Here is a 13,907-nt window from a genome sequence, read left to right on the forward strand (position 1 = left end):
GGGTTGTTTTATCATTGAGATGGGACTGGGATCGTCATTTCCAAATCCTTATGATATGTTTTGGCCCAATTTCCCTCTTGATCCTCTATCACAGACCAGTCCTTCTTAACCGTCATAGTGTACGGCATGATCGTAATGGAGGTCGGTGTTTTTGTAAATGGACTGTATGCTTCATCCTCATGGTATTCGGAATCAGGACTGCGATGGAACAGACCTAACATATGTTGCTCCAGCTGATTTCCGTCCTGATCCACAATGTCGTAATACATTTTAGTCGCGCTTAAATCGCCTGATTGCTCCGCGGTGCTCGGTACTTTGCCCTTGCTGTCCACAATAAGACGGGTTGTTACCGGAGTCAGCTCGATCTGCTTCACCGTGTAACTGAACGTTCCGCTGCTCTGTGTCTTATCAGGCTTCAGCAAAATTTTGTTTTTGGATAAATTCTTCACCGGCACCTGAAATTCAAATGGCTCATGGAAGCCGCTCACATTCACTTTTACTGTAATCTCAAATTCGTCAGATAGATTTTTCTCCGACAGTCCTTTGGTGATTTCATACATAGCCATATTGTCGATGAGCTTGCCGTCTTCCTTTTTGCCAACCGCGTCCGTAAACGAACCGTACACCATCTTTTGTCCTTCAATAAAGACCTTAGGTGTGAACAAATACCCCTTTTTTTGCTTTTCCACGGGTACCTTCTCCAATGTATTCCCCTCGACACTCACGGCATCCTCGGGCAAATAAGGGGACATAATCCTCTCATCTTCTACCCCTTGGCGTTCAATCATGAACACCAGCCGTGTTCCGTCAAACATAACCTCTTTGATGTTCAAGGTCACTCCATCGCGGGATACACTCAAATGGGGTGTCGTCGTCAATCCAGATTTACTGGCTTGCTGCAAGCTTCTGTCAAAATTATATTGGAATACGCTGCCGATCAACGGGATGTTTTTTAACGTTTCGGCCATAGCTGGGGACACAAAACCGCTTCCCAACACCAGTCCTCCCAACACTGCCGCTGCAGACGCACTAACGGCCACTCTTTTGGTCCATGTGCCTTTTTTGTACGTTAACTTCCCGCTCCCCCCGTCCATTTCCCCCAACCTCTTCATAATGTCATCCGTATAGCTAACCTGAGGCATCTTCTTATTTTGGACCGTGCGGCGGATTTGCTCCATTTGCTCGTGTTCAGTTTGATCCTGCCATGCGCTCATTCGTTAGCCCTCCTTTTTTCATTTTTTGCTGAATCAGCTTTTTGCGTAACCGTTCATACTTTTTTCGCAAAGTCGCGGGCTTGCAATCCATAATTTCTCCGATCTCCTCAAAGCTGTACTGCTCAACAGCTTTCAACAGCACAAGATTTCTTTCTTCCGAATTCAGATTCATTAGAAGCTCATCGACTTCGCGTTCATCATCGGATGGATAGTAATCATCTAGATGTTGCTGTTGCTCTTTTTGGATCGATATTAATCGATGCCAGCGGCTTTTTTTCCTAATTTGATCCAGGCAGTGATAGTACGCTACTTTATAAAGCCACGCCGAAAAGGAAACCTGCTGTCTATATTTACCTATTGCCTGATATACTTTGATAAATATATCCTGTACCGCATCCTCCGCTTCCTCGCGGTTTTTCAGAATGTAATAGCAGTACATATATATCTGCTTTTCATAAGTACGTATGATGGTGGCATAAGCCTGTTGATCGCCAGCTTTGACGCGTTCCACGACGGATTCTACATGTTCTGTATGGTCGTTGGCCCCGTGGCTGAACCGTTCCATAGGATCACCTCCTTGTGTGTCCGTCATTATCTGTATAACGAATACTGTCTTCCTGATTGTGACAACTTCTATAAAATCAAAAAAATTCTCGATAAAAACAAAAAAAGAAGCGTCGCTCTGAACGATTCGCTTCTTGTGTTTGACCTTTTGTAATTGTTCTTGCTTGGTCGGCTTCATTCGTATGTGCTGTGAAATCTCGCCATAATGGTCATTTGTTTTGCGGCTCTGTGCCGCGCAATAGATTCCAGCACGTTTTGCCTTGCTTAGCGCTTTTTGTGTTTGAGTACGTGCCATACGGCTTCACTCTCCTTCATTGGACTCCTTTTATCATAGCATCCAATAGTCAAATCGTGAATGGTTTGTCTGACTCAAGCATTCTTCAATTCATTAAATGTCTGAAAAAATATCCGGATCCCCACTGGAGGCCGCTACAATAAAAACAATAACTATAAAAATGATGATTAGTGTATAAATCAGTGTACCGATAATACTACATACCAGTCCAGCAATGGCCATACCTCTGCCTTGCTCGCCATGACGGTTAATTTCCTTCAGGGAAAGACTGGACAAAATAATACCCACAATTCCGATAATCAACCCAATATAGGGAATGACAACAGATAAAATCCCGAGCACCATCGAGGCAACAGCTTTACTATTGGTAGGTGGAACTACTGGGGGCGGGTTAAATGGGGCGTTATAATCGTTCGTCTCCTGAAAAGGATCGGAAGATCGAGGCTCCTTGTACAAATCACTCATCTGTTAAATTCAACTCCAATACGAAAAATAGCAATTATATAAGTTCTAGGGTACCACAATCTTACAAATCAGGACAGTACTTATTTCGAATTTTTAAATTAGAACGTTAAAAAGAAGAAACATAGCGATATTAGCACTTTTTGAGGTAACTGGGCATACAGTATTTTACCTGTTACAGATCAATTGTGCTCCATGAGAGCATCCTGCCAAGGAGGTCGGAGCTATGCTATATCGTGCAACATCCCACAGAAAGCGCTCGCCTCACAAACGTTTAAATGCAAACACACTTAGGATAATATCCACTGCCATGCTGCCATTTTACAAAGCAATTGCAACTCGCCGTGCGTTTGCAGTTCAATGGTCACGAGCTGTCGTTCAGGCGAATTTGGATCGGATGAAATCCCTTCTCTGCTCAGTAGCTCCATTTGCCGCCAAACAAGGCTTAGGCACGAATGGCATCGGCTACTTTATTTCCTTTTTAGCTCAGCCACCGATGCTCTATTATACGAATGGAACGACGATTCCACCGGGGACTGTGCAGTTTACGTTTGAGCCGAGAGTTCATCGCGCCATCGCAAAAGCCGTTTTTCCGCTGTATCGCGAATTGGCACGCAATCCATGTTTTGCTTCTGCCTTAGCCAAAGCGATCAACAGACAAGACCAGCGTGCAGTTCATGTCATGATCCGTAGTTTGATTCCATCCTCTGCGCTGAAATCCGTACAAATTGAGGACGATGGCTTTGCCTTGCTTTTTAAGTATCCCTTTAGTAAGTATCCCTATCGCAATCTGCTCTTTCGGGAGTTCACTTAAAAAAGTCTCTACAAGCGTGCCTGCTTGAGTTCTCCAATGAGCTCTTTTCCCAGTTGTATAGCCATATCTGTCAGCACTCGGATCTCGTCCTTGGTTGCATGATCCAAATGTGCCCCGCAGCAAATGGCAAAATTGCCCGCAAACTCTTTTCGCAAGCGAACTGCAATTTCTTCGGTAATATAAAATTCCTTGTGATTTTGCAATTGCACAGTTTGAATCGGCTCGAGTCTGGCCCCTGCTGTAATCGTTCCCAAATGGGGCTGATCACCGCCAGAAATGAGTACAATGATATCTTCCCCCATAAAATAGGCATCCAGCACAAGACGGATACGTCCGCTTTCTTTTTGCAAATGAATCATATGATCCTCTCCTGCTAAAATATTATTGTGAAACGATTCACTTTATAGAGTTCTACTCATTGTATCGCTTCCTGAACGGTTCGACAATTAAAAATGGCCCACAGCAGCCTCTATAAACCGTGGCTTGCTGTGGGCCTTCATTGATATTCTAAAACATGCATTCCATTTCCTACTGGGTGTTAACGGATCGTGATTGTATGCACAGTCTTACCGATTGCGCCGTCATTATCCGTCACCGTTAGCTCCACGGTATACGTTCCAGCTGTGGTGAATTTATGCTTCACCTTGGAACCGACTGCCGTATCGCCATCGCCAAAACTCCAGCTGTAGCTGACGATTTCACCGTCTACATCACGGGAAGCTTTGGCGTTAAATTGTACATTTTTGTTCTTCTTAGCTGATTCATTAGCCTGAATAATGGCTACTGGCTTTTCATTGGATGTAGGTGGATTCGGATCAGGGTTCTGTCCTCCACCATTGGTTACATACAATCTTCCCGGCGCCTCCGTCTCCACTTCATTTCCCGCTGCATCCCTTACCCGGATCACGATGACTCCGCCTTCCAGGTTCAGAGAAGATGAAGTGAAATAAGTACCTTCATAGTGGCCTGACGAAGTCTCATTTAATGGAATATCGTTGCGGCCCAAAGTGGACAGGTTGAAAGGCAGCTCCACATGGAAGGACGCCTCCAAACCTGATGCACTGTCAAAGGATACCCGTACCGACTGCCCTGGAGTAATACGCACATCCTCAGCAGGGTTAATGTTTTCAAGCTTCGGCAGAGCTGTATCGACATACACCGAGCGCGTAACGGTTGTTTCGTTTTCGGCAAGATCCTTGGCCGTCACCGTAATTTGATTTTCACCTTCGTTGATAAGCAATCGCTTGTTAAAGGTACCGTCACTTCCAAATTCGGCTGGCTCGCCGTTAATCGTCAAATCGGTGAGGAATTCGTCATACACCGTACCGGTGACGCTCACGACACCCGCATTCGTACGGGCTCCTTCATCTGGCGAAGTCAGGATCAGACCCGGTTTAGTCTGGTCAAGTGTCACGACCACCGGTTCGGAACGATCCGTTATTTTGCCGTATACCGCTGCTTGAACACTTAGCGGATTAGCACCTGGTTGAAGATCAACCGACAAACTGAACTGGCGATCCTTCACCTTCGTTGTGCCAGCCAGCTCCTTACCGTTAAAGAGCTGAATATCGGCTCCTTCTGCCGGAGAAGTTCCTGTTACGGTAATCGTCTCTTCCTGCGTATAGGTAGCCTTCGTAGGAGTCGTAATCGTTGGAGCATTCACCGGATATCTGACGATAGCCCGGATCATGTAGTTCCCCTCCTCCTCAGGTGATTGGCTCCATGTGCCGCTTACACCTTGCCAACTTCGAAGCGCATTGGGACTGCTTTCATCTGTAGCAAGACCCGGCGACTGTGTGCCTACAGCAGACTGTGTATATACGATGTAGAAGTCACCTTGAACCGTCACCGGCTCTGGGAGCTGCACCGTCGTCCATTGTGTCTCATCCCGTACGGCAGTCCCGTCGAATGGACCAGCCAACAATCGTCCAGGTGCTCCTGCGGCACCGGAGGCGTCATAGACAGAATATTGGAATGCCGTTCCTCCCGGATTCGGGAAAGCAGAGTTCCAGAACAAAAGCGATGCTCCTGTCACTTGAGCCACTTCCGACTCAGGCGTCATTCTGACTGCCCATGAATTGCCTGCCGCGTTAAAGGCTCTAGCATTTTCTCCTGTCCCGTCATCGTAGGCAATGCCTCCTTGGAACCCGATGAAAGGTTTCAACGTGACATTCGCTTCCACACTACCGTTCGGAGGAGCAGTAACGGATACACTGTCGCTATAATAATTCTCAGCTGAAATGGACAATGTGTATGTTCCTTCCAGCACGTCCAGCGTAAATTCTCCAGCCTCATTCGTCTCTACCGGAGCAATACGTGCATCCTCGAGCACCAACACTTTCGCTTTTTGGATCGGTTCACCGGATTGCTTGTCAGTAATGACCCCGTGAATCGTACCGTGAGGTACGGCCTGAAGACTAAAGTTTGCTCTGATAACTTTGTTATTCTCAATCGTGACTGCTTTCGTTTGAGGCACATAACCATAGGCTTCAGCCTTCAGCGTATAGTCGCCCGCTACATGGGTGAAGCTGTATTTGCCCGTGGTCGGGTCCGTTTTCACCGAACGTCCGGTTTCCAATACCGTAACCGTAGCGCTGGCTGGAAGACTGTCGAGACCGACACGTCCACTATCCACCGTTGTTTCTGCCGGCTTCACTTTCTCCTGGAATTCACTCTTTTCAGTGCTTGTAATTTTGTACAGCGGGAATTGTTCTTCCGCTTTTTCCAGCTTGATATTCGACTCAGGTACGATGTCCTTGGTCACTGTCGCAGCTGGAATACCCAGCACACGGAAATCGTCAATGTACCAGCCGTTCTTGTTGACACTGTTATCCGATTTCAAACGGAAGCGAATTTGGATCTCATTGCCGGTGTAGCTATCCAGATTGTAATAAACTGGAGTCCACTTTTTCCCATTCGTGTTGTGAGAGAACTTGCCCAGCTCGCTCCACGTGTCGCCATTGTTTTTAGACACTTCCACATAACCGTAATCATAGCCGGCCTCAATTTCAAACCAGTGATTGAAGGTCAGTGTTGCGTTGCGTACAGCCTGCAAATTAATTTTTGGAGAAACCAGCGAAAATTCAGCTCCGTTCTCATAATTGCTATCCAGATCGGTTGCCCACACATTGGGTCTGGACGCTGCGCTCTCTGGTCCTACTTCCTTGGGAATGCCGCGTTCCCACTCATCCTTAGTACCGGAATGAGTCCAGCCATTATCCGAGTTGCCGTCAAAATGATCGCTATACAGCGTATCCGGCACGTCTACTCTCAGAGAAGCCTCATTCGACTTGATTCCTTCATTACCACTATAATCCTCAGCCGCCACTGCATAATGATAGGTCGCTCCACCGACCGTGATGGTATCTGTGAGTGTCAGTGCTGAGGTTGTACCGATGGAAGTATAATTTTTGCCTGATTGGGTAGAACGATACACCTTATACTGCTTCACATCTTCATCGGAGGAAGCATTCCAGGCCAGTGTGACGTTGCCTACAGTATCTGCTTCAGCAGTCAAATTGCTCGGCGCAGCAGGTGCAACGGTATCTGGCTCCTGAATCGACAGATCGTCAATATACCAGCCATCTTTCACAACCGTATTGTCACTAGTAAAGTTGAACAGGAGGTATACCTTTTGACCCGCGAATGCCCGCAAATCAAGATATTGTGTTTTCCAGCCATTGCTGGTCCCGGTAAACGATAATACCTGTTCAAACGCATTCTGATTGTTTGTGGTTGCTACGTACACTTTGCCGAAATCAGAATTATTTTCAAGATCGTACCAATGCTTGAAGCTGACCAATGCCCCTTTTGAACTCTCGGTCAGATCAATCGGAGGGGCCATAAAATAACTGTTGGAGTTAGCCTGATATTGGCCTTCGAGATTAGTCGCGATGACCTTTGTACCCGAATGTGCGCTTTTAGGGCCGCTTGTCGGAGTTCCCCATTTCCAAACACTGCCCTGTCCACCGATATTAATACCGGCAATGTCTTTTTCAAAGTCTTGTGTGTAGCCTGGTTTTACGCCTTTGGAGATTTTAACCTTGTATACTTCAGTTTCAAATCCGTTATTACCATAATCATTTACACGAATATAGTATTCCAGACCAGCGCTGTCCACCAAAAAAGTCGGGATGGATGCTTGATATGTACCATCTTTGCTGTCGCCGGAGGTCCGTTCCAACGGAATATATACATAGTTTGACGTACCTGCTGTTTTGGCAAATGCCTCAACGGCTGTCACGCCGACATCATCCGTTACATGAGCAGTCAGAGGTATATCAATACCCTCGAATGCGGCTACGGGCGGTGTATGCTCGAGAACAGGTGCTTCCAGATCGTCGCCACCCGTTACAACTTTACCAGACACGGAGCCCAGACCTTGCATGACCGAACCGACTGCATCCAGCGCATTAATGACACCATGTCCGTATCCATTGTTTGGCGAAGTAGGATATGTGCTATCTGTACGCGGTGTAGCTGTGTTCATCAAAATTTCCTCAAGCTGGTCTACGGTAAGAGAATGATTCGCCTGCAGCAACAGTGCTGCAAGACCCGCAACATGCGGACCTGCCATGGAAGTACCGTTATATCCACCTTTATAGGCGCCGCCAGCGACAGATGACCGGATATTTACACCCGGCGCGGAAACTTCGGGCTTCACCTCACCATAGGGTGAGGGTCCTAACAATGAGAAGCTTGCCAGATTATCATTGCTATCCGTGGCTCCAGTAGCAAAGGATTCTGGATAGTTCGCCGGATTGGCTACCGAGGCAGGTCCGCCTGGATTGGAAAGAGAGGTGTTACCTGCGGAGAATTCGGGGAAGATTTGAGCATCCCGCCATGCCTGAACCACAGGCCGGAACCATTCATCAAGACCCGGTCCGCCTCCCCACGAGTTGTTCACTACATCTGGAGCAAGCTCGGGATGAAGATTCCCTTGAGCATCTTTTGGCGCAAGCAGCCATTGACCGCCATCCAGTATAATCGCATCCGTCGTTTCCGGATTAAAAATCCGAACTGCAATCCACTTCGCACCAGGAGCAACGCCCACTCGGTTCGTTCCGTTCTCCTCGGAGCCGACCATCGTGCCCATCGTATGCGTACCATGGGAATCGTCTTCCTGATCGACCGGAAGCGTCGCATGACTATGCGGATCGTACCAGCTCAGCTCGGGATTCACGACATTGCCTGCCGCGTCCAGACCCCGCCATTTGCGATGAAGGGCCGGATGTGTATAATCTACACCTGTATCCAGATTGGCAACTACGATTCCGGTTCCGTCGATTCCTTTTTCCCACACTTGTGGTGCGTTAATATGGGATATGTTCCATTCCACCGTAGATGGGTCTACAGCGTTCTTACCTGCATTGCCAGGCTTAGCCGATGTTTTGCCATCGTCCTTCTCCAGTTCTACAGCTTTCTCTACCGTTGCAGACTTCGCCGTTGCTGCTGTCGCTGTTGCAGCTGTTTCAGCCGTTTTGGCATTTGCTCCCTCTGCTTGCTTGTCAACTGTCACCTTTTGTAGATAACGCGTTTCATTCGGCAAGACTTTATCGACCTCAGGCAACTGCGAAATATGATCCAGCACCTCCTTGGTGCTTGTTACAGCCAATGCATTGACAATAAAAAAGCTTTTATATTCCTTCACTCCGCCGCTCTCTGATTGCTTATCCAAATAATTTTCAAGCCCATATTGGGTTCTTGAAGCCGTTTCGCGCAGAGAACTGATCACATGGCTGCGTGCAGCCATTTTGGCAGCGGAAGGTGTTATTTTCTCAAGTGAGGCCTTTTGGAGAGCATTTTTGGAAACCTTGTTAGTGTCAACTTGTTCTTTTAATTTGACCAGATAGGTAACATAGTTATTCTCCTCAAACTGTTTGGTCAGTTTCGGAGATACCTTCGCGGTCGTGATCTTGTGCGAGGCTGATTTCAGCTCCAGCTTGGAGCCATCCGGTGTGTTTTTCGCCAAAGCAGGTTGAACAAAGGAAAAGGCCATAAGCAAAGATAGTCCGATAGATAGTGGTTTCTTGAATCGTTTAGGTTTAATCAATTACTTCTCCACTCCTTTTACTAGGTTTAATGTTTCTGGAATAACCTGTACAGAGTAAGACCTCATACCTTACACATCAAACACACGGGTTGCGCAACACGATGTGGCTGGCGACCACCTCCTTCATAGAATATAGAGGCACAAAAATATTTGGCTGTTCATAGGTGGTGGTACTTCATAGGTGAGTTTACAATCCTAATAGGAAGCGATGAAATTCAGTAGAAACCAAGGAGAAAAAGCAGGAGTACTTCGAAGAAAAACATGTTATATCATTACAGTTTATATTAAAAATTGATATATAATCATATATTATGGAATAGTATAAAGTTATCAAAACAGATATACAAGTCATTTTTTTGCATTTTTCTTGAAATTCTATGACTTTTATATTCTTTTATGTACGAAAACCCCCTTTTTGCGGCTACGCAATAGTGCATTACACGGTTAACAGGTGTATGCAATCTCTGTACGAGCCGCTCAAAGGGATTTTCGGGGGTCTTTCTTAATCCTATCTTTCGCTCTATATCTTGTTCATTGGAAGTCGCTTATGGGATTTTTGCAAAATCCTCAGTTAAGTACTGAATTGACTGCAGCAAGCGCATCGATCAGACCATATCCGTAACCATTGTTCGGAGAAGTCCGATACTGGCTGTCTGTCAGCGGAGTCGCTGTTTTTGAAATAACATCCTCCAGTTGATCCACAGTCAAAGATGGTTTGGCCTGAAGCAGTAATGCTGCTAATCCGGCAGTATGCGGGCCTGCCATGGAGGTACCGTTCCATCCCCCCTCATACACTCCGCCCGGTACAGAAGAACGGATGTTTACACCAGGAGCCGAAATTTCAGGCTTCACTTCGCCATAAGGAGAAGGACCGCGCAGCGAGAAGCTGGCCAGCTTGTTGTTTACGTCCGTGGCTCCTGTCGCATAAGCTTCCGGTAGATTCGCCGGATTGGCTACAGACCCAGCTCCACCCGGATTGGACCAAGTTGTGTTGCCTGCAGAAAACTCAGGGAAAATCTGAGCTGCTCTCCACGCCTTGGTGACTGGACGATACCATTCATCCAGGCCAGGTCCGCCGCCCCAGGAGTTATTCACCACATCCGGAGCAAGCTCAGGGTGCTTTTTACCGTTTTTATCTACAGGAGCAAGCAGCCACTGTCCACCGTCCAGCAAGATGGAGTCTGTAGTATCCGGATTGAACACTCGAACGGCAATCCATTGGGCACCGGGTGCAACACCGACTTCATTCGTACCGTTGCTGTCCGAGCCAACAATCGTCCCCATCGTGTGGGTACCATGTCCATCTGAGTCTGTCGGCAGTGATGCTCCGTTAACCGCATCATACCAGCTCAGCTCTGGATTCACGACTTGACCGGAAGCGTTCAAACCGCGCCATTTTCTTTTCAACGCAGGGTGAGTATACTCTACGCCTGTATCAAGATTGGCAACGACAACCCCTTTGCCGTCAATGCCTTTGGCCCACACCTGTGGTGCTTTGACTTTGGTGATATTCCATTCAACCCGGCTAGGAGTTACAGCATCCTTGTATACAGATTCCTCCACCGACTTCTGAGCATTCACTTCCGTTACAGCCGTGTCTACAGCGGCTTGATCTGCAACCGCTTGGTCAGCTGTCGGTTCCTCAACTACGGGCTGGGCATCCTTATCTATTTCTACCTTTTGCAGTTCCCGCTTTTCGTCCGGTAAAATTTTGTCGATCTCAGGAAGTGTGGCGAGATTATCCATGACCTCTTTCGTGCTGGTTACCGCAAATGCGTTCACAATAAAGTAACTCTTGTACTTTTTGACGTTTCCGTTATTGACTTCCTTCTTTAAGTATTCTTCCACGGATTGTTGCGTTTTTTCTGCTGTATCCATGAGGGAGTTCACAACCGTTGTACGTACAGAAAGCTTAGCAGCAGCGGGGGAAATCTGCTCTGCAGAGGCCTTTTGGAAAGCATGCTTGGCTACCGACTCCGTATCCACCTGATCTTTCAATTTAACCAGATAGGTGACATACTCGCTGGCACTGAATTGTTGGTTCAGCTTCGCTGAAACCTTGGCGGAAATCGTCGATGCTCCTGCTGAGGTGGCTGTGCTGGAATCTCCATATACCGGAGAAATCAGAGAAAAAGCAAGAAGAGCGGTAAAACTGACCGACAGCGTCTTTTTGATATTTTTCGACTTAATCAATACTTTCCATCTCTCTTTACTTGGTTTTTTAATTCTCAAGGACAACCTTCCGGGCAGCTACGTCAAAAGCTCACAAAATAGCCTCTGGTACTCACCTCCTTTAAAAAATATAGATTCCGCCGGGGTGAAATCCATAGATCATCATTCTGAGGTGAACAACCCTTGGTGCAGACCGTAAAGAACGAGCATCGGGTAGAAACAGGTGGACAAGTTTGAAAACGATAAGTGAAAAAATGAAGAAAAAGGTAGGGTAAGAAACTAGAAGTGATCGAGGAGGTTGATAGCAAGTATTAAAATACAATTTAAAACAAAATAATGAAACATATGGTATCTTTTGAATCTAGTATAGTGTCATAAAATCAGATATTCAAGCATTTTTTTGAATTTTATTCCTTTTTTTCTTTAAGAAGAGAAAAATCTCTTCCATTTTCGAAGCAAATGCAAGTCTTCATTGTGCACTTGGTTTCGGAGATTAGAAGAGATTTTTCGGCATTCACCAATAAATTTTATCTGCCGCTATTTACAGGTATGGGAACCGAAACGGCTCCATCTGCAAAGGAAGATTTGGTTTGCTGCGATCTGCGGCACAGACTCGTACATTCTCGGAAAGCCATTTGTCTGCATCCACAGCATTGATCCTGATTCACCAGTGCAAGGGCAGCCGTAAGAGCCTCTCCTGTATGTTCGAAAAAATGCTTTTGTCCAATCATGTCGTAGCATCCGGTTTTCTGTAGTAATGCCAGCGGTTGAGGCTGGAGTCCAGAAACAAGCACCGTCCCGCCAGACTTCCGGTATTTCTGAATTAATGCGGTAAAGTTACCTTCTCCCGTCATATCCATAAAAGGGACCTTTCCCATACGCAACAACAAAATCCCTTGCAGATGATCAGTCTGACCTCCCACACCTGAGTTTTCCAATACCGAAGCTGCACCGAAAAATAGAGGGCCTTCCACATTGTAAATAGCCACCTGTGGACAATCATGCTGATCTGTGACCATATGCGCGCCTACTTTTTCATGTTTTACAGAAGGATCAGGAAGTACCTTGTCTACTGAAAGTGTACTGCTCATACGTTTGACAAACAATACAACCGCTAGAATCAGGCCTACCTCCACAGCCGTTGTCAGCGTCGTAAAAACCGTTAGCAAAAAGGTGACAACCAGCACAATAGAATCCGCTGTCCGCGTTTTGAGAATGTGGGCAAAATGCTTGCGCTCACTCATATTCCAGGCCACTACCATTAGCACCGGAGCCATACTGGCCAACGGAATATTGGATGCATAAGGTGCAAAAAGCACCAGAATGAGGAGCACCACGAACCCATGTACGATACCTGACATAGGAGAAACAGCACCATTACGGATATTTGTGGCAGTGCGGGCAATTGCACCTGTCGCAGGAATACCGCCGAACAGCGGTGTCAGCAAATTAGCAATCCCTTGTCCAACCAGTTCACGATTGCTGTTATGCCGGGCTCCCGTCATACCGTCAGCTACCACCGCTGAAAGCAGAGATTCAATAGCTCCCAGCATTGCAATAACAAGTGCTGGCGGCAAGAGTTTCACAATCAAATCCCACGTCATCGCAGGAATATGTAGCTCAGGCAAAGATGCTGGAATTGCGCCATACGCAGAACCAATCGTAGCCACCTGCCCTGGAAAAAGTAAAGCTGCCACCAGCGTTGACAAGAGTAGGCCAACCAGTGAGCCGGGTATCTTGGGCCATTTTTTAGGCACCAAAATAAGCGCGGCAAGACAGATACAAGCCGTCAGGATACTATACACATTCAGTGAAGGAAGTCGATGGATGAGCTCTGCCATGGAAGGCAGAAAAGTTTCGTGCCTCTCTACCCCGCGCAAGCCGAGAAAGTTAGCAATCTGACCACTGAATATCGTTACGGCAATCCCTGCCGTAAAGCCAATCGTTACTGGCTTGGGAATAAACTTGATCAATGCCCCCAGCCTGAGTACACCCATTAAAATGAGCATAATGCCCGCCATAAAACCGGCTATGAGTAAGTTCTCATAACCGTATTGCATGACAATAGCCAGCAAAATCGGAATAAATGCACCTGTAGGTCCTCCGATCTGGAATTTGGACCCTCCCAGCAGCGAAACCAAAATTCCCGCAACAATGGTCGTATACAGCCCATACTCCGGCTTTACTCCTGATGCAATAGCAAACGCCATACCGAGTGGAATCGCCACAATCGCTACAATACTTCCGGAAATGAGATCCTTTCGCAAAGCCCCTGCGTTATAGCCTTCGAACCTTCCTATCCACTTCATTCCTATAACCCTTCTTTTCTGTAAT

At 46.8% G+C, this 13,907-nt stretch carries 8 protein-coding genes; 1 reads left to right on the top strand and 7 read right to left on the bottom strand.

The features are described from left to right. Positions 1 to 11: 11 nt before the first annotated feature. The 3 genes from T3H97_RS18860 to T3H97_RS18870 all read right to left on the bottom strand — a co-directional run bounded on the left by T3H97_RS18860 (position 12) and on the right by T3H97_RS18870 (position 2,538). Complete coding sequence (locus T3H97_RS18860; RefSeq protein WP_328800561.1) at positions 12 to 1,214, bottom strand: DUF4179 domain-containing protein; 1,203 nt, start codon at positions 1,212 to 1,214, stop codon at positions 12 to 14. After that, on the bottom strand, positions 1,189 to 2,073 hold the full coding sequence (locus tag T3H97_RS18865) for an RNA polymerase sigma factor (RefSeq protein ID WP_328800562.1): 885 nt from the start codon (positions 2,071 to 2,073) through the stop codon (positions 1,189 to 1,191). The genes T3H97_RS18860 and T3H97_RS18865 overlap by 26 nt, the downstream gene beginning before the upstream one ends. 93 nt (positions 2,074 to 2,166) lie before the next feature. Beyond that, positions 2,167 to 2,538, bottom strand: coding sequence for a DUF4190 domain-containing protein (locus T3H97_RS18870; RefSeq protein WP_025720792.1), 372 nt, complete (start codon positions 2,536 to 2,538; stop codon positions 2,167 to 2,169). A 223-nt stretch (positions 2,539 to 2,761) separates the two neighbouring features. On the opposite strand from T3H97_RS18870, the gene T3H97_RS18875 reads away from it, so the two are divergent. Next, positions 2,762 to 3,349: a hypothetical protein gene (locus T3H97_RS18875; protein ID WP_025720794.1), complete on the top strand. Its 588-nt coding sequence runs from the start codon at positions 2,762 to 2,764 to the stop codon at positions 3,347 to 3,349. Between the two features lie 8 nt (positions 3,350 to 3,357). Here T3H97_RS18875 and T3H97_RS18880 read toward each other — a convergent pair whose 3' ends face one another. The 4 genes from T3H97_RS18880 to T3H97_RS18895 form a co-directional block, all read right to left on the bottom strand. Beyond that, on the bottom strand, positions 3,358 to 3,708 hold the full coding sequence (locus tag T3H97_RS18880; protein WP_025720797.1) for a prenylated flavin chaperone LpdD: 351 nt from the start codon (positions 3,706 to 3,708) through the stop codon (positions 3,358 to 3,360). Between the two features lie 179 nt (positions 3,709 to 3,887). Continuing rightward, positions 3,888 to 9,401, bottom strand: a complete 5,514-nt coding sequence (locus T3H97_RS18885) for a S8 family serine peptidase (RefSeq protein WP_328800563.1) — start codon at positions 9,399 to 9,401, stop codon at positions 3,888 to 3,890. Between the two features lie 567 nt (positions 9,402 to 9,968). Next, positions 9,969 to 11,594, bottom strand: coding sequence for a S8 family serine peptidase (locus T3H97_RS18890; RefSeq protein WP_328802848.1), 1,626 nt, complete (start codon positions 11,592 to 11,594; stop codon positions 9,969 to 9,971). 506 nt (positions 11,595 to 12,100) lie between these two features. Beyond that, positions 12,101 to 13,882 (bottom strand): SulP family inorganic anion transporter, encoded by a 1,782-nt coding sequence (locus tag T3H97_RS18895; protein WP_328800564.1) that lies wholly within the window; start codon positions 13,880 to 13,882, stop codon positions 12,101 to 12,103. Between the last annotated feature and the right edge of the window lie 25 nt (positions 13,883 to 13,907).

Origin of the sequence: Paenibacillus sp. LX16 (genome assembly GCF_036252815.1) — a bacterium.
Taxonomy (GTDB): Bacteria; Bacillota; Bacilli; order Paenibacillales; family Paenibacillaceae; genus Paenibacillus; species Paenibacillus polymyxa_B.